The following is a 22,244-nucleotide window of genomic DNA, read 5'->3' as shown; positions in this document are numbered from 1 at the left end:
TTCTGCACCCGACGTAAGTGCGCTTGACGCAGGCCAGGGCCCTGCGAGCGAACAGATCAAAGCCCCTCTCCCCTCGGGAGAGGGGTTGGGGTGAGGGTCAGGCAAATTCGATGCGTCAATCAACTGCCGATCTGCCGTCCCAGCCGACCATGCTTCATAGCTGGCATCCTTGCACGATGTCCAAGCCCCGCAACCCAGTGACGCGTCCCCCTGCGGGTCCGCCTGCGCGTGCCGGCTGCAACGGCGAGACGCTCTCCAGCGAACAGGCGCGACTGCGTATCCTCGCGGCGATTCGCGCGATTCCTTCCGGCAAGGTCGCCGGCTATGGCGAGGTCGCACTGCGCGCCGGCCTGCCCGGGCGAGCGCGGCTGGTGGCCCGCGTGCTAAGCGGCAATGACGATCCGCAACTGCCCTGGCACCGGGTGCTGCGCAGCGATGGTCGGATCGCGTTGCCGGAAGGTTCGTCCGGCTACCGTGAGCAATGCCAGCGGCTGCGTGCCGAAGGCGTGGCGGTCGAGCGGGGCCGGGTGCGCCGCGCCAGTGCCGCGCAGCGGCTGGATGCGGCCGTGTGGGGACCTTCATAAGCCTGACGTTATGATGGTTGGCATTCCGAAGGATGCCGTCATGCCCCAACTGCCGCCCGTCACCAAAGCGTTGTTGATCGCCAATATTGGCTTGTTCCTGCTGCAATGGGCATTGGGCGACCTGGGCGCCGGCGTGCTGCCCTCCGATGCGGCGCTGTCGTCGTTGATGTTGTGGCCGATCTCCAACGGCTTCGATGCGTTCTCGCCCGGCGCCAGTTTCATGCCGTGGCAGTTGCTGACCTATGCGTTCCTGCATGGCGGGTTCAACCATCTGTTCTTCAACATGCTGGCGCTTTTCATGTTCGGCGCGGCGCTGGAGCAGACCTGGGGCCAGAAGCGCTTTCTGACCTACTACCTGGTGTGCGTGGCCGGTGCCGGCGTGTGCCAGTTGCTGATGGCCTGGTTTACCCAGAGCGGGGCGCCGGTGGTGGGGGCGTCGGGCGGGGTGTTCGGCCTGTTGCTGGCCTACGGCATGCTGTTTCCCAACCAGCGGGTGATGCTGCTGTTTCCGCCGATCCCGATGAAGGCGCGCACCTTCGTGATCGTGTTCGGTGCGATCGAGCTGTTCCTGGGCGCAACCGGCTGGCAGCCGGGCGTGGCCCACTTCGCGCATCTGGGCGGCATGCTGTTCGGCTGGCTGATGATTCGCTACTGGCGCGGGCAGTCGCCGTTTGGCGGCAGCGGTGGCAAGAAGGGCGGTGGCAAGGGGCGCAAGCCGCCGCTGCGCGTGGTGCGCTGAGGTCAGGCAACGCATTGATTCGTAGGAGCGGACCCGGCCGCGACGCCGGTTTACCGGTAAAGCCTTGTCGCGGCCAGGTCCGCTCCTACGCAGAGCGCGTTTGAGACAGGTTGCCAGATAGATCAACGCCGGAGACAAAAAAGAGCGCGGATTCCGCGCTCTTTTTCATTGCCTGCCACTGCGTGTTGATGGCCAGTGACGTCCTGGCGCCTGAATCAGCGCCAGATCTTCAACTGCTCGGCATCCACGCGCTGCATCGGCTGGCCGGCCTTGCAGCTGAAGGCCGCACCGAATTCCGGCAGGTTGGACAGCGGGCCGTTGGTGCGCCACTGGCCCGGTGCACGGATGTCGGCGCTGGCGCGCTGCACCGCTTCGTTCGGCGACAGCTGCTGGGCCCACAAGCCGGCCCAGGCGGTGAAGAAGGCCTGCTTGTCGGCCTCGGTGGCGGCGGGCTGTGCCTTGCTGAAGGCCTGCCACGCCAGTTCGATACCGGCCAGATCCGCCAGGTTTTCTTCGGCGGTCTGTGCACCGTTGACCTTGACGTTGGGCACGCCCGGATACGGGTAGGCACCAAACTGCTCGGCCACCTTGCCGGTCAGCAGGGTCCAGCTGGTCTTCTCGGCCGGCGTCCACCAGCTGCGCAATTCGCCCTTGGCATCCACCAGCGAACCCTTGGCGTCGATGGCACGGGTGATTTCGTGGGCGACCAGCGCGCCGTAGGCGCCGTACTGCGCGGCCGGCGTGCTGCCGGCGGTGAGCACCGGCGGCTGCAGCACGGCGGCAGTGATGATCAGGCGGTTCTGCGCGATGTCGTAGGCCACTGCCGGCTGCTGCGGCAGCACGTCCCAACGACGGTCGGCATTGCCCTTGCCGATGCGCTTCATCTCTTCGCGGTGACGCCAGGTCGAGGCGATCAGCATGTTGCCGCCGAAGCTGCCGCGGCCCATCGGCTGCACCGTGTAATCCAGATCGCGCCGCGGTGCGCCGACTTCGATCTTCATCGCCGACAGCTTGGCCTTGGCTTCGGCCACTACCTCACCGTTGCCCCAGCCGGTGCGCTCCAGCGCGGCCAGCTGCGCGTCGCGCATCTGGTCGGCGATGGCTTCGGCCTGGCGGCGCGTGTCGCTGCTCAGATAGCGCGCCACGTATTCGCGGCCGAGCATCGGGCCGGCGGCGATATTGATCGCGTCCAGCACCTGCTGCCAGCGCTGCGGCGGCAGGGCATCGCCACGCAGCAGACGGCCGCGGAACTGGTATTCGGCATCGTGGAAGCTCTTGGACAGGTACGGCGCCATCGCATCGCCCACGCGCCAGCGCAGATAGGCCTTCCACTGTTCCGGCTTGATGCTGACGATCATGCTGTCAAGCTGCTTGAACATGGCCGGGTCGGCCATCGACACCAGGTCGTCCTTGACGCCCTGCGCTTCCAGGAAGTCGGCCAGGCGCAGGTTCTTGTACTGCTTGGTCAGCTCCTTGGTGGCGATCGGGGCGTAGTTGTTGAACGGGTTGTTGATGCCCTGCACCGACTGCGCGCTACGCGCCAGCGCGGTCTCGATCTGCAGCACCGAGGCGGCATCGGCGTCGAGCTTGTCGGCCGGGGTGCCGGTCAGCGCCAGGATCTGCTTGACGTAGGCGCGGTAGCGGCCCATCAGCGCCTGGGTGTCGGCATCAGTGCGGGTATAGAACGCCGGATCGGGCAGGCCCATGCCGCCCTGCATGAAGTAACCGATATGGCGGTCGAGCGCCTTCAGGTCCACGTCCGGGCCGAAGTTGAAGCCGACCGGGATGCCGACCTGATGCAGCGCGGCGATGGAAGCGGGCACATCCTTGGCCTTCTTGATCGCATCAATGCGCGACAGCAAGGGAGCGATGGGATTGGAGCCGTCCTTTTCGACGGAGGCTTCGTCCAGGCCGCTGGCCCAGAAGTCGCCGAGCAGTTTCTGCACATTGCCCTGCGGCGCCTTCATCGATGCATCCAGCAACTCGCGTTGCTGCTGCAGGGCGCGCTCGGACAGCTGGCCCAGCGCGGTGACGGCACCGGCCTGCGGCACCGGGTTGCTCTTGATCCAGGCGGCGTTGGCGTAATCGTAGAAATTGGTGCAGGCCGCCGAGACGGCCGGGGCCTTGGGGGCAGCCTTCTTCTTGCGAGCGGCATCGGCGTCGGGGGCGGACAGCAGCGTGATCAGGCTGAAGCCAAGAGCGAGGGCAAGCGGACGAATGGTGGGCATCGAGAAGACGGGTGGCCAGATTGAAGTCGGCGGAGTTTAGCAAGGCTGCGTGCCGCGCAGGCGAGCGCGAGCTGCCGTTGGTCCTCGGTGCCGGTCGCTTGCATGAACGCGACAGGCCCGCGAGTGCGGGCCTGCACATGTGGCAATGCTGCTGGAATCGATTGTGCCCGCTCCCGAAGCGCTACCAGATCACCACGCGGTCCTGCTCGGCGCGCACCATCGCATCGCCTGCCTTGCAGGAAAACGCGGCGGAAAATTGCGGCATGTTCGATGGAGCGGCGATCGCGCGGAGGTTGCGTGGTGCCTGAGGTGCCTTGGCAAGAGTGGCCAGCTGCGTTTGCTCCCGCACCTGCCCACGCCAGATCCGTGCAAAAGCAAGAAAGAATCGCTGCTCAGGGCGGTAGCCGTCGATGGTTGCCGCACGCTCCGGATGCTGGCGCAATGAACGCTGGAGTGCGTCATAGGCAATGTTGAGCCCGCCCAAGTCGCCAATATTTTCGTTCAGCACGCGCCGTCCATCGACGCGCACCGTTGGGCGGCTTGGAAGCGGTATGTAGGCATCGAACTGCTCGACCAGCCTGCCTGCTCGCTGTTCGAACGCCTTGCGATCCTGCGCTGTCCACCAGTCGACTACGTTGCCTGCTCCATCGAGCTGGCTGCCTTCATCGTCGAAGCCATGCGTCGCCTCGTGTCCGATGATCAAGCCGATGCCGCCATAATTGAGGGCGTCGTCGGCGCGGGTATCGAAGAGTGGAGGTTGCAGGATGGCGGCCGGAAAAGTGAGCGTGTTGGTCTTCGGGTTGTAGTACGCGTTGACGGTCTGCGGCAACATGTCCCAGCGCTTGGGATCGGTGGGCTTGCCGATCTGGGCGATGTCATGGCGGTAGTTGAACTTCGCTGCCGCCTGCAGGTTGCGGTAGTACGCACCGGGAACGATCTCCAGCGCGGACCAGTCACGCCAGACGTCCGGGTAGCCCATCCTGGGCAGGAGGGTCGCCCACTTGGCGAGCGCTCTGGTCTTGGTCTCGGCGCTCATCCAGTCAAGATTTTCGATACGCGTCCTGAGTGCAATGCGAATGTTCTCGGCCATTTCCGTCGCGCGCTGCTTGGCCTCAGGCGTGAAAGTCTTGGCAACATAGAGTTGGCCCAGGCCTTCGCCCATTGCATCGTTGACCGCGCTCATCACCTGTTTCCAGCGGGGTTCTGGCTGCGGCATCCCGGCAAGGGTTTTGCCATAGAACGCGAAGTGGTTGTCGACAAAGGCCTTGCTGAGGCTGTCGGATGCTGCCGAGATGGTATGCAGGCGCAGGTAGGCTCGCCACTGCGCGATCGGCGCAGTGGCCAACTGCCGGTCGAACTCTGCGAAGAAGCGCGGTTGCGATAGCGAGAAACCATCGCCCACGTCCACACCCTGGGTTGCAAGGAACTCCTTCCACGAAAAATGTGGAGTGATCTTGTCGGCATCGGCGACGCTGACGAAGTGACCGCCTTTTTGGCTCTGGCCTGCGTCCGTTGGCGACAGCGAGGCGGCGGCCAGACGTGTTTCCAAGGCCAGCACATCCTTGGCCTGTGCCCTGGCAGTTTCGGCGTTGCTGCCGGTCAGCATGAAGGATTCGGCCATATAGGCCAGGTAGGCTTCGCGAATGGACGCATGTTTGGAGGCGGTGTAGTACTCCTTGCTCGGCAATCCCAAGCCGCCCTCACTGGCAAAAGCGATTTGCCTGCGCGCATCGCGCAGGTCCGCGCCCGCGCCGAATTTGAAGACCTGGCCATCTCCCTCCGCATGGCGACGGGAAATGTAGTCGGCGACATCCTTGCTTGACTTGAGTGTTGCGATCTCCGTCAGCTGCGACTCGATGGGCTGGTATCCAGCGGCCTGGATCGCGGCGTCATCCATGCCTGCTGCATAGAGAAGCCCCAGCTTGCGTGCGACCGGGTTCGTCTGCCTGTCCGGTTCCCTGGCAGCGGCTTCGAGAATGGCGCGTTGGGTGAGCCCGCTATTGTCCAGTAGCTGATTGAAAATTCCCGAGCTGGGTTGATCAGGAGGAATAGGATTGGCGTTGTTCCACTTTGCATTGACGAACGTGTCCAGGTTCTGGCACGCCGATCCAGTAGTGTCCAGTTCGCCGATATCGAAGGTCGTTTTGGCCACCGCCGCCGCCGAAGCAGGCGCCGCTGCCTGCGTGGGCGCACTGCCTTGATCGGAAACGCGCTTGCAGCCGGGCATGGCAATCAGCAGGGCCAGGACGAGGGGAGAATTCCTGAGCAGGGGCATGTCCGGTCACCAGCAGGGGGAGATGGACGGCGAGCATAAGCGGGCGCGGCCTTGCCACTCTTGGGCTTGAGCTTTGTTGAGATTGTTCTGCAACACCGGTTCACCAAGCGGGCATCGGAGCTGGGCTGTTTGCAGTACCCAGCTTTGCTTTTTGTGCCAAGGGGGTGCGGCGCCGGCAGGTGTGCATCCGGCGCGTGCAACACGTCGTCCTTTGACGTGTGACGTGCTGCAACAGGTTTTACGCGAGAGGCACGGCCTCTGTTGCCGGCGACAGCCGTATGGCGAAACAGCGCGTGACTCGGCAACGCCGGTACGCAAAAAAAAAGCGGCGAGCCGAAGATCGCCGCTGTTGTCTTATCACCGTTGCGCAATTACCAGATCACGACCTCCTTGTCGCCCTGACGCACCATCGCATCGCCAGCCTTGCACGAGAACGCTGCGGCAAATGCCGGCATGTTCGACGGTGCGCCGATGGCGCGGAAGTTGGCCGGCGCGTGCGGATCGGTCTTCAGGCGCACCACCAGTTCTTCCGGGGTGAAGTTGCGGCGCCACACCGTGGCCCAGTTGAGGAAGAAGCGTTGGTCGCGGGTGATGCCGTCGGTCTTGGGATCGTCCTTGCCGGCAGTGGCGGTCTTCATTGCGTCGTAGGCGGTGTTAAGGCCTCCCAGGTCGGCGATGTTCTCGCCCAGGGTCAGGTCGCCCTTGACCTTGTCACCCGCCGGGGTGCGGTAGCCGTCGAACTGTGCGACCAGCTTGCCGGTGCGCGCCTTGAACGCGTCCAGGTCCTTCTGCGTCCACCAGCCCGGATCGGCGATGAAGTTGCCGTCGGCACCGAAGCGGCTGCCCTGGTCGTCGTAGCCGTGGGTCATCTCATGCCCGATCACCGCACCGATGCCGCCGTAGTTCATTTCCTCGGGCGCATTCGGGTCGAAGAACGGCGGCTGCAGGATGGCGGCCGGGAACACGATCTCGTTCTGCAGCGGGTTGTAGTAGGCATTGACCGTCTGCGGGCTCATGCCCCATTCGGTCTTGTCCACCGGCTTGCCGATCTTGGACAGGTTCCACTTGTAGTTGTACTCGGACGCGGCCATTACGTTGCCCAGGTAGCTGTCGCGGCTGGTGTTCAGGCCGTTCCACTCGCGCCACTTTTCCGGGTAGCCGATCTTGGGCGTGAAGCTTTCCCACTTGGCGATCGCCTTGGTCTTGGTCTCCGGGCTCATCCAGTCCAGCTTTTCGATGCGGGCCTTCAGCGCGGTGCGCAGATTGCTCACCAGGGTTTCCATCTTGGCCTTGGAATCGGCCGGGAACGCGACCTTGACGTACATCTGGCCCAGCGCTTCGCCAGTCTGGCCGTTGATGGTGGCCAGCACGCGCTTCCAGCGCGGCTTGATCTGCTTCTGCCCGCGCAGGGTCTGGTTGTAGAACGCGAAGTTCTCATCGACGAACGGCTGGCTGAGGAACGGCGAGGCGCCATCGACGGTGTGGAAGCGCAGGTAGGCACGCCAGATCGCCGGATCGGTGTCGGCGATCATCTTGCTCACTTCCTGGTGGAAGGCCGGGATCGCCAGCGAGAACATCTCCGGCGTGGGGACGCCCTGTGACTTGAAGAATTCCGTCCACGACCAGTTGGGCGTCAGCTTGTCGGCATCGGCCGGCGAGATCGGGTTGTAGGCCAGCGAGGCATCGCGCGACATCTGGGTGCTGGTCTTGGAGACCTTGGCCAGACGGGTCTCGAACGCGACCACCTGCTTGGCCTGCGCGGCAGCATCGGCCGCGGCCACGCCGGACAGTTCCAGCACCTTGGCCACGTGCGCCTGGTAGGCCTCCAGCTTGGCCTTGTTGGCGTCGCTGGTGTAGTACTCAGGATCCGGCAGGCCCAGGCCGCCCTGCATCGCGTAGGCGATGTTCTGGCTGGACTTCTTGAAATCCGCCTCAGCGCCAAAGCCGAACAGTTCGTTGTTGCCCTTGGCCGCGCTGCTGCGCAGATAGTCGACCAGCTTGGCCTGGTCGCTGATGGCGTCGATCGCGGCCAGTTCCGGCTTCAGCGGCTCGATGCCCTGGGCATTGATCTTGGCCTCGTCCATGCCGGTGGACCACAGGTCGCCGACGATCTTTTCCACGCCGGTGGCGCCGGTGTCGGCCGCAGCCTGTTCGACCAGCTGCTGCTGGATCGCGTTGGAACGCTCGTCGAGCATCTCGAACGCGCCCCAACTGGTGCGGTCGCTCGGCACCGGGTTGGCGGCCAGGAACTTGGCGTTGGCGTACGCATTCAAATCCGTGCACGCATTGCCGTTGGGGTCCAGATCGGCGGCAGTGAACTGGTTCACCGCCGGCAGCTTGCTCTGGTCCAGGGTCAGCGCCTTGGGAGCTGCAGGCGCAGCGGTTGCCGCAGTTGCGGCGTCGCCGGCCGGGGCCGCCGGCGCAGCGTCGTCGGATTTCTTGCAACCACTGAGCGCGGCCGCCACGGCCAGGGTCAACGTCAATAGATGAGGTGTTCGAATCACAAAGGCTCCAGGAGCAGCAGTCGATTGGGAAGCTCCGTCGCCGGAGCCGTGGCCGGCACTCTACGCCTCGCCAGCCGGATGGCATGGTGTCGAAGGTCATGGGTGCGGGGTGTGTAGAGGGGCGGGAGGCGGGCTCCGACGCAGCTGCAGTAGGGGACGCACTAAAAAAAACGGCCCCTTTCGGGGCCGTGGAGAAGTGCGTGTTCTAGTTCTGAACGCTGCGCTTAAAAGTCATAAGCCGCAGAGAGACGGACGAAGCGCGGTGGGTTGAAGTAGGTGCCCATGCCATAGGTGTTGGACACCGTGTAACGGTCGTCCCCGTACACCGCTTCCGTACGTGTGGCATCGCGGTCGTTGAGTACGTTGAAGACCTGCAGCCCGATGGCGAGCTTGTGATCGGCAAACGACGGGCGATAGGTCACGCCCAGATCCAGATTCGTCAGCCAAGGCGTGCGGCCTGCGTCGCCCGGACGAGAAGGAGAACCGGCGCAATAGTGGTAAGCCGACTCATAGCCAATCGGATCCTGCTCGCCCTCGCCGAAATAGCCCAGGCACGATTTTGGTGTGCCGGACAACACGCGCACCGTGGCAGATGCCATCCATTCCGGTGTGAACTGATAGGCACCGAATGCCTTGAACTGATGGCGGCGATCATTGGCCAGACTTCCACCTGCGTAGTACATCAGCTCTGCCGAGTCCCAGTCCTGCGTCTTGGAAACGTCAGCCTGTCCCAGATCGGATTTCACCTGGCCTTCGGTGTTGCCGTACAGATGCGACCAGGTGTAATCGACGCGGCCGAACCACTTTTCGTCGAACGGATGTTCCAGGAACAAGTCGACCGACACGTAGTTACGCTTGGCACCGCTGGTGAATCCCCAATCCTCCTGAGACATACGCACCTGCGTGCGGCCCGAGCCGTCGACATTGGCCAAGTTGTAGGTGTTGGTTTCGCCAGGGTTGAACATCACGCAGCCAGGAATGGCAACGGACGAGGAATCGATACCACTGGCCTCGAGCTTATCGGCTATCCGGCCTGTATCGCAGACGTCATCGATCGCGGTCTGCAGCTTGCGATAGGTCACCTTTGCACCCGAGTTCCACTTCTCGCCAAGCGTCTTCTCAAAGCCCATCAGGAATTCATCCTGGTACTGAGACTTCAAGTCGCTCGGTGCGAACGAATTCGGGTCGGGCGTCTGGCCGTATTCACCATTCGAAGAGACCGGGCCCGGGCCCAACGCCCTCAAGCCAGTCGGCTCTCCATTTGCGTCCAGCCCGCTGTAGGCGAAGTATTCATCGGTATAGGTGGAAGCAGATGCACCGCGCACCGCAACGCTATTGGGCAGTGCCAGATAGTAGCGTCCCAGGTTAGCGTACAGCTTCAGCGACGAATCGCCGAACACATCCCAGCTCACGCCCAGACGTGGTGCCCACTGATCACCACTGTCAACATAGGGAGCGCCTGCGCTGTTGAAGTTGGTGAACTTGTCGTTACGGATGCCAAGCAATACCAGCCACTTGTCGGTGACTTGCCAGCGATCTTCCAGGTAATACGCCTTCTGCTCGACTGCCATGCTTGTTGTCGTGGTGAAAATGCGGCGCTGTGCGTAGTAGCCATTGCCGCCGGAAGGGCCGACACCAAGGCTCGGGCGGATGTCGACCGCAGGGTTGGACTGACGCGCAAACAGCCACTGGTATCCCGGCCCGGTCGTCTGAACACCTTCATTGGACGCATTGAAGTACATGTTATCCACGCCGGCGGTCAGGTCGTGGTCACCAAGCCGGTATTCGAGTTCAAGGCGCAGGCTGCGGGTCTTGTTCTGCGGAAGAGCTGCCTTGATGCGGTTGCTTGCCTGGTCATTGGTGATCGGGGTACCACCGGTCAGCGCAGGGTCCTGGTTAGTAACATTCTGCAGGTAAGGAAGAGTGGAAACGTACGGATTGCCCTGCAGATTGTCCTGGCGGCTACGGCCCCATGTGGCGTTCAAGGTCAGGTCGTCGGTGAGATAACCGGTGTACTTGAAGATGTCGTACCGGTCCTTGATCTTGTAGGTATCAGCGAACGTGCCGCTGCGGCCACCACCGGTTGATGTGTCGTAATCGAAATCGGTGTAATACCCAGCGCGACGATCAGTGCTCTCGATGCGGGTGTATTCCACAATGTTGCTGTCGTTGATATTCCAGTCGATCTTGCCGTAAAACTTTGGCGCGCTATAGGCGTAGTTGTTCCGTCCCAGGACACTTGCCGCGCTGGAGTTGGTGGAAACGCCATCGGTCTTGTCCGATTCGCCTGCCACGAAAACAAACAGCTTGTCTTCGATCAACGGGCCGCCCGCATACGCGCTATAGACCGTGCGAGTCGCTGCGTCGTCCTTGCGGCTGCGATACAGTGTGCCGGGTTGATCCGGATTGGTGTATTCAAATCCATCTGGCAAGGTGTTATTGGGGAAGCGCACGTTCTCGGGCGAACTTGCGAGCGACTTGGGTTCCCAGACTGCCTGAGCACCGAAATGCCATTCGTTGGTACCACGCTTGCCGACCTGATTGATCACGCCGCCGGTCGAGCGACCGTAACGCGCGCTGTAGCCGCCGGTGTAGGTCTCCTGCTGGTCGATCGCGCCATACGGCAAGCTCACGCCACCGAGGTTGCTAAGCGGGTTGCTGACGTTGAATCCGTTGATGTAGTAAGCATTTTCAGTGACGCCGGCGCCGCCGAACGAAACGACCGAGCGTGAGCCGTTATCGAATGCGCCACTGCCCGCCACGGCACCCGGTGCCAGCAAGGCAATTGCTTCCGCGCTACGGCCAAGAGGCAGGATCGCAAGCTGCTGGGAGGTGATCACCGAACGCGAGCTGGTGGAGCTCACGTCGATCTTCGGTGCATTGGCGGCGGTGACGGTGATTGCCCCTAGCGTGGTTGCATCGGCGTTTCCGCCAGAGGCAGCTGCGCCAGCAAAAGACACCTCAGTGCCTGATCCGACGCGCAACTGCACATTCTTGCGGGTGTCGACGACCTGATCGCCACGCTTCAAGGTCACGGTGTAGGCGCCGACCGGCAACGAGCCGAGGTTGTAACGGCCGTTGGCATCGATGGTGATCGTGCGGCTGAGGCCGGTGTCGCTCTGCACGACGATGGTGCTGCCGGCTTCCGAGGGAGCGCTACCGTAGATGCTGCCGGTTGTGCTCTGTGCGTAGACCGCACCGTTGGCGAGACAGGCGCCGAGCACGACTGCCAGAGCAGTGCGCTTGAGGGCGTGGCGACGAAATTGATTGCTCATTCCTAACCTTTCAACTGGGTATCGGGAGAAGTGGCGGTCATCGCAAAGTCAGATGGCCTTAACCCGAACGTAATGAATCTGTGGGCTGAGTCGCAAGCGGTTTGAATGATTCGTTAATGAAAAGGGCGAGATCCGCATCGAATATGCGGATTTGCGCACAAATTGCCAGCCCTACGAACGGGAGCGTGCTTGCGCTGCACAAGTATTCATTTTTGTCAGCGCATGCCATGCGGCGTGACATCGCGCCGATTAACCGAGCGCTACATGAGCAATGCGCTAGGCATCTGATTGTTGAGTTTGGCTGACTGGTTTCATCTGAAACATGGATTCAAAAAAAGACCCCGGCGAGCGGGGTCTTTTCGATACATCGTCAACCGGACTCAGAACCGGACCGTCGTGCCCAGATAGAAGAACCGCCCAACGTTGTCGTATAGCGCAGAGGTGAAGTCCGAGCCGAAGTAGTTGCGTGGCGGATCCTTGTCGAAGGCATTGTCGATGCCGAGGTAGACGTCGATCTTCGAGCCGGGGAACTGATAGCCGAACTGGAAGTTGTGGTAGGTGTACGAGCCGTTCCTGATCGGGCTGGCCGAGCCCGGGTTGCTGTTGTAGCTCTCCGGGGTCACGCGCAGATTGCCGTCCACGTAGTTCATGTCCCACGAGGCACGCCATTCGTTCCAGTTGTACTTGGTCTGGAACTGCGCGCGCCAGCGCGGGTCGGTCACGTAGGTCACGTACTCGTCGTATTCGGCCGGGAAGTCCTGGAACACCCATTCGCGCGCCTGGATCAAACGGGTGCCGACAAGGCGCAGCACGGTATTGCCTTCGCCGAGCTGGAAGCGGTAGTCCATCTCCAGATCCACGCCCACACGCCGCGAGCGTGACAGGTTCTCGTTGAGCGCCTGCCAGCCGATGATGCTGTGCTCGGGATAGATACGGCCCTGCGGGTCGGTGAATCCACCCAGTGGGGCGCGCTGCACGAAGCCGCAGAAGCTGTTGTTGATGCCGCCCGGGTTGTCCACGCAGCGCGTGGCATTGGTCTCCGCGGTCACGGTGCCGATCGCGTCCTGCAGGTCGATGCGCCAGTAGTCGATCGACATGCCGAAGCCGTCGAAGAACTCCGGCTGCCACACCAGGCCATAGGACAGGCTGCGCGCGCGCTCCGGCTTCAGCTCCGGGTTGCCGCCGCTCACGCCGGGGCGGGTGGAGGTGAAGGTATCGATCCAGCCCACCGGCACGCCCAGCGCACTGCAGTTGGCCTGGCGCAATGCCACATCGCCCGCGGTGCCCGGGCGGTTGGTGTTGGTCGGCAGGTAGTTGCAGGGATCGTTGATGGTCGCGAAGTTCTCGCTCTGCGAGTCGTACAGCTCACCGATGCTGGGCGCGCGCACTGCCTGTGCCACGGTGCCGCGCAGACGCAGCGACGGGATGATGGTCCAGTCCAGGCCTACATTCCAGGTCTTGGTCGAGCCGATGCTGTCGTAGTCCGAATAGCGTCCTGCCACATCCAGTGCCAACCGGTCCACGCCCGGCAGGCCGGCAAGCAACGGAATGGTGCTCTCGACGAAGATTTCCTTGACGGTGTATTCGCCACCGTTATTGGGGATGGCGTTGAGGAAGGTCGCGCCCGAGGCTGCCAGCGGATCGGTGATTTCCTCGCTCTGCTCCTTGCGGTATTCCACGCCACCGGCAAACCCGATGTCGCCAGCCGGCAGCGACAGCAGGTTGCTGTTGGCCACCGATGCGCTGAACACGGTCTGCTGGATCTTGGCCTGCGAGCGCGCGGTGGTGTTGAACCATGCGGCTGCTTCCGGGGTCACCGCGCCATTGCCGAACACACTGAACGGCACGCAGCCTTCGCGCGCCAGCGCCGAATAGACGCGGTTGGTGTGCGGATTGATCGCGTTCGGATCCAGCGTGGTGCGGCAGACGATGTTGCCGCTGGCATCGCGTGCGGCATCAATACCAGCCTGCCAGCGCTCGTTGATGCGGTTGTTGAGATTCAGACGATCAACCGTGGTCTTGCCGTAGTTGGCAGACACGTCGTAGGTCCAGTTGTCGGTGAAGTTGCCTTCGGCGCCGAGCACCGCGCGATAGGTCTTGCGCTCGATGTTCTCGCCACGGCGGCCGGCATCGACGTTGAAGCGGTTCATCAGGATCTGCGTGGCACCGCGCGAATCCATCAGCGCACCGAGTTCGGGGCTGACATACGGGTTCTGGCGACGCACGCGCAGCGAGCTGTCGAAGGCCGGCTGGCCGAAGAATTCCGAATCGGTCTCGCTGTACTTGCCTTCGAAGAACAGGCGATGGTTCGCGCTGACCTCGAAGTTGATCATGGTGTTGACGCTCTTGCGATCGAAGCCGGGCTGCAGGTCGGCGACCGCATTCAGGTCGACGAAATCGCAATCCACGCACGAGGTGTTGCTGACCACCGTGCCGTTGTAGCGATTGCGGCGGAAGCTGCCGTCCTGGTTGAACAGGTAGCGGTTGCCGTAGCTAGCCGGGTTGCGGAAATCGAAGGTGCCCAGGTTGAAGGTGCCGCCGTAGGACGTGGAATGATTGCCGCCCGGGCCGCTCAGCACATTCTGCGGATTGCGTTCGCTCGGCGGTTGGCTCGGGTCGAAGGCGGGGTTGGGAACCGACACCAGATACTCGCGGCCGATGGCGCGGTTGCCGCGACCGAAGCGGTCCTGCTTGCTGTATTCGCCCGACACCGCGATGTTGCCGCGGCCATCCGCAAGTCGGTGCCTGCCGAGAAGCTGGCGAAGGAGCGATTGTAGTTGCCCTCATTAGCCAGGCCGGTCTGCGCGCGCGTCTCGAATCCGGTGAAGTTCTTCTTGAGGATGAAGTTGACCACGCCGGCCACTGCGTCGGCGCCGTAGACGGCCGAGGCACCACCGGTGATGACTTCGACGCGTTCCACCCATTCCACCGGAATCGTGTTGACGTCCACCGCAGTCGAGCCCGGGCTGGAACCCACGTGGCGACGGCCGTTGACCAGTACCAGGGTGCGGTCGGTGCCCATGCCGCGCAGGTCGAGCAGGCCCAGGCCGGCGGTGCCGATGAAGCGGGTGGAATTGCCCAGCGTGTAGCTCGGTGCCAGCGCCGGCATGCGCGCCATCAGATCGCTGATGGTGGTCGCGCCGGTGGCGCGGATTTCCTCGGCGCTGATTGCAGTGACCGGCGAGGGTGTGACAAAGCCGGTGCGTGCAATGCGCGAGCCGGTGACGGTGACCTTGTCCAGATCGGTGGTGCCGGGTGCGACCCCGTTTTCTGACTGCGCGGCAGCGTGGCCGGCAGAAGCGGCCAGCACGGCAAACAACGCGGTGCTCAAACGATGACGCTGGGTGTGTTGCGGAAGACGGCTCGACATGACCTTGCGGATTCCTCGCTGGGATTTTGCGAAACAGCTGTGCTCGCTGAGCGCTGGCTGAACTGAATCCCGAACGTAACAATTCCTTAATCATGTGTCCAGATTTGTGAAATTTGTCTCTATTTGACACATGGGTAAGCGAGCAGCGCCTATGTCTGGTGGCAGCTTGAAACGCATGTGCCCGTGGCCGAGCCGGTAAACTGCCGGTCTTCCCATGCGCTGCGCCTGGCGATGCAGCCATCGCTGTGTTGGCAGCGCACGACGAATCAGGCAGGCAATGACGACGATGGTGCAATACGCTTCAAGCAAGGCGATCGACCTCCCCCGGAGCGCACGCGCATGAGCGGCGAGCGCAGAATCCCCGCGCACGCGGTGCAGGGCGCGCTGGCGCCGCATCCGCGTATCCGCAATGTGATCGCGGTCGGCTCCGGCAAGGGTGGGGTGGGCAAGTCCACCACCGCGGTGAACCTGGCGTTGGCCTTGCGTCAGCAGGGCGCGCGCGTGGGCGTGCTGGATGCGGACATCTACGGGCCGAGCGTGCCGGCGATGCTGGGCCTGAGCGGGCGGCCGGACAGCCCGGACAACAAGTCGATCGAGCCCTTGCGCGCATTCGGGATCGAGGCGATGTCGATCGGCTTGCTGGTCGACCAGGACACGCCGATGATCTGGCGCGGGCCGATGGCGACCTCGGCGTTGACCCAGCTGTTCAACGACACGCTGTGGGACGACCTGGATTACCTACTGGTCGACCTGCCGCCAGGTACCGGCGACATCCAGCTGACCCTGTCGCAGAAGATCCCGGTGGCCGGTGCGGTGATCGTCACCACGCCGCAGGACATCGCCACGCTGGACGCGCGCAAGGCCTTGAAGATGTTCGAAAAGGTCGAGGTGCCGGTGCTCGGCATCGTCGAGAACATGGCGGTGCATACCTGCTCCAGCTGTGGTCACCGCGAGCACCTGTTCGGCGAAGGCGGCGGCGAGCGCATGGCCGCGCAGTACGGTGTGCCCTTGCTCGGGTCGTTGCCATTGGCGATCGCGATCCGCGAGCAGGGCGATGCCGGCCAGCCGATCGTGGTGGCGGCGCCTGAGTCGGCGGCAGCGCGGGCCTATCTGGCTGCGGCAGCGCGTCTATCTGAGGAGCTGGGCAAGCGCCCACGCGCCAGCATCCCGATTTCGGCTTCGTTGCTGTAGCGCGCAGGCCGGCCGCTGGTGCCGGCCGCTTGCTAGAATTCGCTTCCTTTCGCGCGGGCCGCTCGGCCCGCCGCCTTCCGTCTTCAAGGAACACCGCATGAGCATCAAGAGCGACCGCTGGATCAAGCGCATGGCCGAACAGCACGCGATGATCGAGCCGTTCGAGCCCGAGCAGATCAAGCACGATGCCGCCGGCCAGCGCATCGTCAGCTTCGGCACCTCCAGCTACGGGTACGACGTGCGCTGCTCGCGCGAGTTCAAGATCTTCACCAACATCAACTCGACGATCGTCGACCCCAAGCACTTCGATCCGGGCAGCTTTGTCGATATCGAATCGGATGTCTGCATCATCCCGCCGAACAGCTTCGCGCTGGCACGCACGGTGGAATACTTCCGCATCCCGCGCGACACCCTGGTGGTGTGCCTGGGCAAGAGCACCTATGCGCGCTGCGGGATCATCGTCAACGTGACCCCGCTGGAGCCGGAGTGGGAAGGCCACGTCACGCTGGAATTCAGCAACACCACGCCGCTGCCGGCGCGCATCTACGCCAACGAAGGCGTGGCGCAGATGCTGTTCTTCCAGTCCGACGAGGTCTGCGAGACCTCGTACAAGGACCGCGGCGGCAAGTACCAGGGCCAGACCGGCGTGACCCTGCCGCGCACCTGATGCCGTGGTGCGGCCGCGACCTTCAACAGGTGGCGGTCGCCCGCTCGCGGTAGCGCAGCAGTTGGCGCACGCCGGCGCCGATCAGCAACGCCGGCCACCAGGTCGACACCAGGTTGCCCACATCGAGACGGGCCAGCCCGAGGTTGTCGAGCAGAAACAGCGTGCCCAGCGTGATCAGGAACAGGGCGGGGATCAGACGGTAGCGCATGGCGATGTCCTCGGTAGGTGTGAGGCCATGCTGCGCGCAACGCGCCCGGCGATCAGGTGCCGGAAGTCAATACTTGCGAATGACAAACGTCATGTCGGCAAAGCCGAGAGGTAGCCAGGGGCACCGGCTGGCGAATCAGCGGCCAGACGGCGCCAGCGCGCAATCGGGGCTGGTCTCTTGGAAGACACCAAAGCAAACCAGGGAATCAACAGCGCCTGAAGCCCGCTCTCACGATTCCCCAATCCCGATTCCCGATTCCCGACTACTTGCCGCGCCCAAACAACATCCCCACACCGCAAGCGACCAACGCCGCCGGCCACCAGGTGGCGATCAGCCGGCCAAGACTGACATTGGTCCAGCCCAGGTTATTGGCCAGGAACAGCAGGCCGACGAGGATCAGGATCAGCGCGGCGACGACATTGGATTTCATGCGGGAAGGTGGTTGTGGGGCGGGCGCCTATCGTAGCCGCTGCGCCCATGCAGCGACACGCTGCTGCAGCGTATCAGGGTCGAAGCGTTGCGCGCTGCCGCTGCCCCAGACCGGGCCGGGCCAGGCCGCATCGCCCGGATGCCGGCCGACCAGGTGCACATGCATCTGCCGCACGATATTGCCCAGCGCGCCGATATTGAGCTTGGCGACGCCGGGCTCGACCCGCAGCAACTGCGAGAGCTGATTGATCTCGGCCAGCAACAGGCGCTGCTGGCCGCCATCCAGCTCGATCCACTCGCTGGCATCGGCCACCCGCGGCACCAGCAGCAGCCACGGGAAGCGGCTGTCATCCATCAGTCGCACCTGCGACAGCGGTCCGTCGGCGACGAACACGCTGTCCGCGGCCAGCCGCGCGTCGAGCTGGAAACCGCTTGCCTCGGAGGTGCCCGCTGCAGTCCCGCTCATCCCAGATGCGCTTCGAAGAAGCCCAGGGTGCGTTGCAGCGCACGCTCGGCGCTGTCGGCGTCGTAGTGGTTCGGGTCGATGCTGCGGTTGAAGGCGTGGCCGGTCGGGTACACGAAGGTCTCCATCTGTGGCAGCTTCTCGCGGTGGGCCTGGATCGCTTCGGGCGGAATGCTGCTGTCCTGCTCGCCAAAGTGGAACATCACCGGTGCGGTCGGGGTTTCGTCCAGCAGCTGGGTGTTACGGCCCCCGTAATAGCTCACCGAGGGCAGGCCCAGGCGGATCGCCGACAGCAGCGCCACCGAGCCACCCCAGCAATAGCCCACGGTGCCGACCTTGCCGGCGCGGCTGAGCAGGGTGGCGGCGGATTTGACCACCTCCACCGCACGCTCCAGGCCGACCGCATTGGCCAGTGCCAGGCCGCGCTGCAGGCTTTCCTGGTCGTAGGGCAGCTGCACGTCCTTCTCTTCCAGGTCGAAGAAGGCCGGCGCCAGCACTTCGTAGCCGCGCGCGGCGTAATCGTCGGCCACCGCGCGGATATGTTCGTTGACGCCGAAGATCTCCTGGATCACCACCAGGCCGCCGCGCGGGCTGGAGGTCGGGGTGGCGTGCCAGGCGGCGACCTGGCCGTCGGGGGTGTCGAGCGTGGTCCAGTGACCCATGGGAACTCCTGCTGCGGTAGGGGAAGGCGCGCATTATCGACCGGATCGGCGGCGCTGCAGGTGAGGGTCTCGCTAAGATGACCTTGCCTGCCCGCAGCGCGGTTCAGAGCGCTGCCCGCGCGCCGCTATAATTGCTCCACTCAGGCCCCAGGCCGCTCCGTTCCCAGGCTCCTGCTTCCATGTCCCAGCTGAACCCCAAAGTCGGCTTCGTCAGCCTTGGCTGCCCGAAAGTTAGTTCAAGTAAACTTTGAGGAAGAGGCGTCGTTAGGTGGGTACTGGCTTCGACAGGATACGCAGGTGGCCGTTGCCGATTAAGAAGTTGCGATACGACTTCACGGACGCATCGAAGGCCGCAGCAGCAATCTCTTGGCCAACTGCAATAACGCGTCCATCCTGATCTACAACTGCAAGCCTCGCTGGTTTGCCGTCAGCGGTCTGGACGCTCAATCCCTCATGACTCAACGCACTGACGATCACCGCCGTGCGCTTCGTACCCGTAATGCAGTCGTTGCTCGCATGGCGCCGCAGGTTTTGCGTCATCGCCCCGTACCTCCGGTCAGTCGCAGCCCCATCTGCACCACGTTGCTGGCTGCTGGACGGGGCTGACGCGCCGCGCGGATCCCGTTGCCACGTCGCCACTCAGCGATGGCCAGCTCTAAGCTGGGATGCTTCTGCGTGCGCCCGCAGGCGCACTCCACGAAGTGCCCGCCACCAGCCTCAGGACGGCGAAGGTCGAGGATGTGGCGCGCGGTGTGGCCGTTCCTACAGCCCGGCAGTGGTGTGTTGTGGTCGACCTGACGTTGCGTCACGGTACCTCCCGGCGCAATGCGCGTTCGGCATCCCGCAGATGCTGCACGGTGTCGGAGTCGATACGGTCCAGCGCCTCGGCGATGGTGTAGTCCATCTCGGCCAGCCAATCGGCACGATTCAGCACCAGAGCGGCGGTCAGCACTTCTCCGGTGGACAAAGGACCAGGCTCTCCCATACGCGCAGCCGCGCGAGCAACCTCGATCGTGCGCTGCAGGTTCATGGCTGCGTCCTCCATGCGGCGCCGAGCTGGGCGCGTGCTTCCTCGACACGCATGAGGCGCAACCCCCAGCGCACCGACCAGGTACTGGCTTGCTGATCGTCGCAGGTCAGGATCAGTTGCCCGGAAGACTCCAGGCGATCAGCGCGGAACGCGAACAACATGTCGTCCAGTTCGATGACCTCCTGCAGGCCGAGTTCCCGACGTAGAGCCTCGGCGTTGAGAGATTTGCAGCTGCCCTGCGAGCCGAAGGATGACCGACTCAGCCATGAGCAGCCTCCCGCCTTACAGCCATGTGGGTGCGGTGACGCAGGCGCTGCGGGATCTGCCCTCCGGCCAGCCCGATATATGCGGTATGCGTCGGGCGCGAGATCCATAGGCGGTAGAGCAGCGCGCCGCCGATCGTCGGCGCAATCATGATCAGGGCCAAATTAAGCATGCGCCACCTCCCGCGCGGCAGCAGCGATCGCCGCCTCGGCGGCAGCGGTCGGGCGGCGCGGCAGCATGTTGGCCAGGTCGAAAGGAAAATCCAGATCGTCCATAAATTCGGCCAGCGCATTGCTGATCCGGCCGGCCTCGCTGGTGAATAGGCGTGGGCCGCTGATCAGCTTCCATCCTTTGCCAGGGCCTCGGCGGCGCTCCCAGCACTGGGCGGCACTGCTGTGCTGCCCCATGGTCAGAGCGGCCACCACCACCACCACCACCACCGCGTCGTGGGTGATGTAGAGCGTGGCGATCGCGCTACAGTCCTTGCCTGCGGCTAAGTCGAAGGCGGCTCCGACGGGCGTGGTAGCCTCCTGGCAGGGTCCGGCACTGGAAATCTGCGGGCGTGTGACAGCGTGCTGTTGCATGTGGCTCTCCTCGAGCTTCGTTGATGGAAGGTCCAGGGGCGGTGTTGACGCACCGCCCGCCGGACCCGCTGGAACGGTCAGATCAAATCGGCGCCGGTTGGCGGCTTGGTGGGTTCACGCAGGTGCCTGGCGCCGCAGGCGATGTCGAGCAACTCTTTGCGCATGAAATCGGCAACAGCGGCGATGCCGTCGTGGCTGATTCCTGCACTTGTGGCGATGTTGTGATTGAGAGTGGCAAGCAAGCTGGCTGCTTGCTGCACGCGCCATAGGCGGTCGTGTTCTTCTTCGCTGATCGTGTAATCGGCGTCTTCTGGATAAGCGAGTGCCTGCGCCGTGTTCATCGTGCGTTTCCGTTGGCGCCTGCTTGTTTCTGCAGCCAGGTGAGCACGTCGACTGCAGGATCTACACGCATGCAGACATGCAGCCGGCCCAGCACCACGCTCTGCGCATCGCCACCCAGCAACACGTCATCAAAGCCAGTGGCTTCGCAGGCGATCAGCACCGGTGCCACGTCGTGCTGCGCATCGGAATGCAGCATTGCCAGCACATAGCCCTGCATCATCTCGAAGCTGAGGATGACGCCTGCGCAGACGCGAAATTGCTTGTTGGCGCTCATCGCTGCGCCTCCGTATACGCAGCATCGACGACAGCGATCGCTGCAGCAACGTCAGCAAGCGTGAGGGCGTGGATGGCCTTACCAGTGCCTTCGAGGCGCGCCATCAGGCTCAGCCACGCGGCATGGTTCCATTCGAGGGTGTTGGCGATCAGGCCGAAATAGTGTGCGACCTGGCACGCCGCAGACGCGGGCGCTTCTTGGGTGTCGTAGGGCATGCTGGACTCCTGAGTAGATTGGAGTCCGCCAACCCGCTGCCAAGCAGGGTGGCGGACGGCACGGGTTGGCAGACCGGACTCAGGAGCCGGCAGGGCCGAAGCCCTCCACGTACCGCCCGCCATAAAGATGGCAAGCACGTGCCCGGCGCGATGCAGGGCAACAAAAAAGCGCCTTGCATCGGTCGATGGGCGCTGGTGCGCCTGAGTAATCGGGCTGCCAAGCCCGGTCGCCGAATGTGCGGCGACGTAGGAATACTCGCTCCGATCCTTGGTAGAAGTCAACGAAAATTTCCCAAAATATCCAACATGAGAAAGCGCGCTCATTTCTGGAACACCCAGCACTTCACGGTGGTGCCGACGCCGGTCAGATCGTCCTTGAGGACGGCGCTGTTGACAGCCACGTTTGCGCCCATGAACTTGTGCCGGCGCGAGTCCCCGAGCAGCGCACGCAGCACCTTGAGATCGGGTACTGGCTGACTGAACTGTGAAGCCCGTGCAGCGAAGTGGTTGAGGTTGATTGCAATGCGCTGCGCGTCGCGGCTGTGGTTGACCACAGCTTTGCCGTGGCCGGTCGCCTCGAGGTATTCGTAGACCTCCCAAAATTCGTTGACCATCGCGTGGTCTGCGCTGATCGCCTTCTGTCGTTCCAGCGCCATGTCCAACAACGCGAGCCGCGTCTGCTCGACCATGTCGTCAGGTAGAGCGACAACCAGTCGCAGACAGTCGAACAGCGCCAGCATCTGCGCATGGTTCTTGATGACGCGTTCCAGGCGAAGATCTTGCTGAGCGCGAAGCTTGGCCTCAAACACCTTCACCCGCTCAGCGAACAGATCGAGGATGGCGCGCTCCTGGCGAATAGCACGTGTCGACTCCCCGTAAAATTGGTCCATCCATAGTTAGAGGTCCCCGGGCACACTAGCCACCAAGGAGACCAACGATG

General features: G+C 63.4%; 19 protein-coding genes and 3 pseudogenes. 4 read left to right on the top strand and 18 right to left on the bottom strand.

All coding sequences use genetic code 11. The features are described from left to right. The first annotated feature begins 176 nt into the window (after positions 1-176). Together LL972_RS05830 and LL972_RS05825 are read left to right on the top strand one after the other, a co-directional pair. A complete protein-coding gene (locus tag LL972_RS05830) occupies positions 177-584 on the top strand; it encodes an MGMT family protein (RefSeq protein WP_228326771.1) in 408 nt (135 codons plus the stop codon). Between the two features lie 40 nt (positions 585-624). Then, a complete protein-coding gene (locus tag LL972_RS05825) occupies positions 625-1,323 on the top strand; it encodes a rhomboid family intramembrane serine protease (protein ID WP_039512199.1) in 699 nt (232 codons plus the stop codon). A 215-nt stretch (positions 1,324-1,538) separates the two neighbouring features. Here the strand turns inward: LL972_RS05825 and LL972_RS05820 are convergent, their stop codons facing one another. The 5 genes and pseudogenes from LL972_RS05820 to LL972_RS05800 form a co-directional block, all read right to left on the bottom strand. Beyond that, a complete protein-coding gene (locus LL972_RS05820; protein WP_228326770.1) occupies positions 1,539-3,551 on the bottom strand; it encodes a M13 family metallopeptidase in 2,013 nt (670 codons plus the stop codon). A gap of 181 nt (positions 3,552-3,732) precedes the next feature. Continuing rightward, a complete protein-coding gene (locus LL972_RS05815) occupies positions 3,733-5,826 on the bottom strand; it encodes a M13 family metallopeptidase (protein ID WP_228326769.1) in 2,094 nt (697 codons plus the stop codon). A 371-nt stretch (positions 5,827-6,197) separates the two neighbouring features. Further along, complete coding sequence (locus LL972_RS05810) at positions 6,198-8,309, bottom strand: M13 family metallopeptidase (RefSeq protein ID WP_228326840.1); 2,112 nt, start codon at positions 8,307-8,309, stop codon at positions 6,198-6,200. Between the two features lie 245 nt (positions 8,310-8,554). Further along, entirely contained in the window at positions 8,555-11,605 is a 3,051-nt protein-coding gene (locus tag LL972_RS05805) for a TonB-dependent receptor (protein WP_228326768.1), read from the bottom strand. Between the two features lie 380 nt (positions 11,606-11,985). Beyond that, a pseudogene (locus LL972_RS05800) lies at positions 11,986-14,975 on the bottom strand (TonB-dependent receptor plug domain-containing protein). A gap of 339 nt (positions 14,976-15,314) precedes the next feature. Here LL972_RS05800 and apbC point away from each other — a divergent pair. Together apbC and dcd are read left to right on the top strand one after the other, a co-directional pair. Continuing rightward, positions 15,315-16,166 carry an iron-sulfur cluster carrier protein ApbC gene (apbC, locus tag LL972_RS05795; RefSeq protein ID WP_228326767.1) on the top strand — a complete coding sequence of 284 codons (852 nt, stop codon included), beginning with the start codon at positions 15,315-15,317 and terminating at the stop codon, positions 16,164-16,166. Positions 16,167-16,263: 97 nt separating this feature from the next. Beyond that, positions 16,264-16,833 (top strand): dCTP deaminase, encoded by a 570-nt coding sequence (gene dcd, locus LL972_RS05790; protein ID WP_228326766.1) that lies wholly within the window; start codon positions 16,264-16,266, stop codon positions 16,831-16,833. A gap of 22 nt (positions 16,834-16,855) precedes the next feature. Here the strand turns inward: dcd and LL972_RS05785 are convergent, their stop codons facing one another. The 13 genes and pseudogenes from LL972_RS05785 to LL972_RS05720 form a co-directional block, all read right to left on the bottom strand. Then, positions 16,856-17,041 (bottom strand): LiaF transmembrane domain-containing protein, encoded by a 186-nt coding sequence (locus tag LL972_RS05785; RefSeq protein WP_228326765.1) that lies wholly within the window; start codon positions 17,039-17,041, stop codon positions 16,856-16,858. 262 nt (positions 17,042-17,303) lie between these two features. Beyond that, the gene (locus tag LL972_RS05780; protein ID WP_006452352.1) at positions 17,304-17,471 is read right to left on the bottom strand and encodes a LiaI-LiaF-like domain-containing protein; all 168 of its coding nucleotides are present in this window, start codon (positions 17,469-17,471) and stop codon (positions 17,304-17,306) included. Positions 17,472-17,498: 27 nt separating this feature from the next. Next, positions 17,499-17,936 carry an HIT domain-containing protein gene (locus LL972_RS05775; protein WP_228326764.1) on the bottom strand — a complete coding sequence of 146 codons (438 nt, stop codon included), beginning with the start codon at positions 17,934-17,936 and terminating at the stop codon, positions 17,499-17,501. Beyond that, positions 17,933-18,595, bottom strand: a complete 663-nt coding sequence (locus LL972_RS05770; RefSeq protein WP_104648033.1) for a dienelactone hydrolase family protein — start codon at positions 18,593-18,595, stop codon at positions 17,933-17,935. The genes LL972_RS05775 and LL972_RS05770 overlap by 4 nt, the downstream gene beginning before the upstream one ends. 264 nt (positions 18,596-18,859) lie before the next feature. After that, positions 18,860-19,135, bottom strand: a complete 276-nt coding sequence (locus tag LL972_RS05765) for a hypothetical protein (RefSeq protein ID WP_228326763.1) — start codon at positions 19,133-19,135, stop codon at positions 18,860-18,862. A gap of 265 nt (positions 19,136-19,400) precedes the next feature. Next, positions 19,401-19,625 carry a hypothetical protein gene (locus tag LL972_RS05755; RefSeq protein ID WP_228326761.1) on the bottom strand — a complete coding sequence of 75 codons (225 nt, stop codon included), beginning with the start codon at positions 19,623-19,625 and terminating at the stop codon, positions 19,401-19,403. Further along, positions 19,622-19,892 (bottom strand): annotated as a pseudogene (locus LL972_RS21780) (hypothetical protein). The gene LL972_RS05755 and the pseudogene LL972_RS21780 overlap by 4 nt, the downstream one beginning before the upstream one ends. Then, the gene (locus LL972_RS05745) at positions 19,885-20,061 is read right to left on the bottom strand and encodes a hypothetical protein (protein WP_228326759.1); all 177 of its coding nucleotides are present in this window, start codon (positions 20,059-20,061) and stop codon (positions 19,885-19,887) included. The pseudogene LL972_RS21780 and the gene LL972_RS05745 overlap by 8 nt, the downstream one beginning before the upstream one ends. Further along, entirely contained in the window at positions 20,054-20,473 is a 420-nt protein-coding gene (locus LL972_RS05740; protein ID WP_228326758.1) for a hypothetical protein, read from the bottom strand. Before LL972_RS05740 ends, LL972_RS05745 begins: the two co-directional genes overlap by 8 nt. 77 nt (positions 20,474-20,550) lie before the next feature. Then, complete coding sequence (locus LL972_RS05735; protein WP_228326757.1) at positions 20,551-20,814, bottom strand: hypothetical protein; 264 nt, start codon at positions 20,812-20,814, stop codon at positions 20,551-20,553. Then, positions 20,811-21,089: a hypothetical protein gene (locus LL972_RS05730; RefSeq protein ID WP_228326756.1), complete on the bottom strand. Its 279-nt coding sequence runs from the start codon at positions 21,087-21,089 to the stop codon at positions 20,811-20,813. Before LL972_RS05730 ends, LL972_RS05735 begins: the two co-directional genes overlap by 4 nt. Next, complete coding sequence (locus tag LL972_RS05725; protein WP_228326755.1) at positions 21,086-21,304, bottom strand: hypothetical protein; 219 nt, start codon at positions 21,302-21,304, stop codon at positions 21,086-21,088. The genes LL972_RS05730 and LL972_RS05725 overlap by 4 nt, the downstream gene beginning before the upstream one ends. Positions 21,305-21,624: 320 nt before the next feature. Then, positions 21,625-22,167 (bottom strand): annotated as a pseudogene (locus LL972_RS05720) (bifunctional DNA primase/helicase); the annotation flags it as partial. Between the last annotated feature and the right edge of the window lie 77 nt (positions 22,168-22,244).

The sequence above is a fragment of the Xanthomonas campestris pv. asclepiadis genome (assembly GCF_020784175.1).
In the GTDB taxonomy this organism is placed as follows: Bacteria; Pseudomonadota; Gammaproteobacteria; order Xanthomonadales; family Xanthomonadaceae; genus Xanthomonas; species Xanthomonas campestris_D.
Note: the sequence above shows the minus strand (reverse complement) of the source record. Positions and strands in the feature narration are given on the sequence as shown.

Bases quoted from the DNA above. Each gene is read 5' to 3' on its own strand.
- LL972_RS05755 (WP_228326761.1), bottom strand. From the start codon at position 19,625: ATGAACCTGCAGCGCACGATCGAGGTTGCTCGCGCGGCTGCGCGTATG.
- LL972_RS05730 (WP_228326756.1), bottom strand. From the start codon at position 21,089: ATGAGCGCCAACAAGCAATTTCGCGTCTGCGCAGGCGTCATCCTCAGC.
- LL972_RS05780 (WP_006452352.1), bottom strand. From the start codon at position 17,471: ATGAAATCCAATGTCGTCGCCGCGCTGATCCTGATCCTCGTCGGCCTG.
- LL972_RS05740 (WP_228326758.1), bottom strand. From the start codon at position 20,473: ATGCAACAGCACGCTGTCACACGCCCGCAGATTTCCAGTGCCGGACCC.
- dcd (WP_228326766.1), top strand. From the start codon at position 16,264: ATGAGCATCAAGAGCGACCGCTGGATCAAGCGCATGGCCGAACAGCAC.
- LL972_RS05745 (WP_228326759.1), bottom strand. From the start codon at position 20,061: ATGCTTAATTTGGCCCTGATCATGATTGCGCCGACGATCGGCGGCGCG.
- LL972_RS05775 (WP_228326764.1), bottom strand. From the start codon at position 17,936: ATGAGCGGGACTGCAGCGGGCACCTCCGAGGCAAGCGGTTTCCAGCTC.
- apbC (WP_228326767.1), top strand. From the start codon at position 15,315: ATGAGCGGCGAGCGCAGAATCCCCGCGCACGCGGTGCAGGGCGCGCTG.
- LL972_RS05825 (WP_039512199.1), top strand. From the start codon at position 625: ATGCCCCAACTGCCGCCCGTCACCAAAGCGTTGTTGATCGCCAATATT.
- LL972_RS05735 (WP_228326757.1), bottom strand. From the start codon at position 20,814: ATGAACACGGCGCAGGCACTCGCTTATCCAGAAGACGCCGATTACACG.
- LL972_RS05830 (WP_228326771.1), top strand. From the start codon at position 177: ATGTCCAAGCCCCGCAACCCAGTGACGCGTCCCCCTGCGGGTCCGCCT.
- LL972_RS05805 (WP_228326768.1), bottom strand. From the start codon at position 11,605: ATGAGCAATCAATTTCGTCGCCACGCCCTCAAGCGCACTGCTCTGGCA.
- LL972_RS05725 (WP_228326755.1), bottom strand. From the start codon at position 21,304: ATGCCCTACGACACCCAAGAAGCGCCCGCGTCTGCGGCGTGCCAGGTC.
- LL972_RS05770 (WP_104648033.1), bottom strand. From the start codon at position 18,595: ATGGGTCACTGGACCACGCTCGACACCCCCGACGGCCAGGTCGCCGCC.
- LL972_RS05765 (WP_228326763.1), bottom strand. From the start codon at position 19,135: ATGACGCAAAACCTGCGGCGCCATGCGAGCAACGACTGCATTACGGGT.
- LL972_RS05815 (WP_228326769.1), bottom strand. From the start codon at position 5,826: ATGCCCCTGCTCAGGAATTCTCCCCTCGTCCTGGCCCTGCTGATTGCC.
- LL972_RS05820 (WP_228326770.1), bottom strand. From the start codon at position 3,551: ATGCCCACCATTCGTCCGCTTGCCCTCGCTCTTGGCTTCAGCCTGATC.
- LL972_RS05785 (WP_228326765.1), bottom strand. From the start codon at position 17,041: ATGCGCTACCGTCTGATCCCCGCCCTGTTCCTGATCACGCTGGGCACG.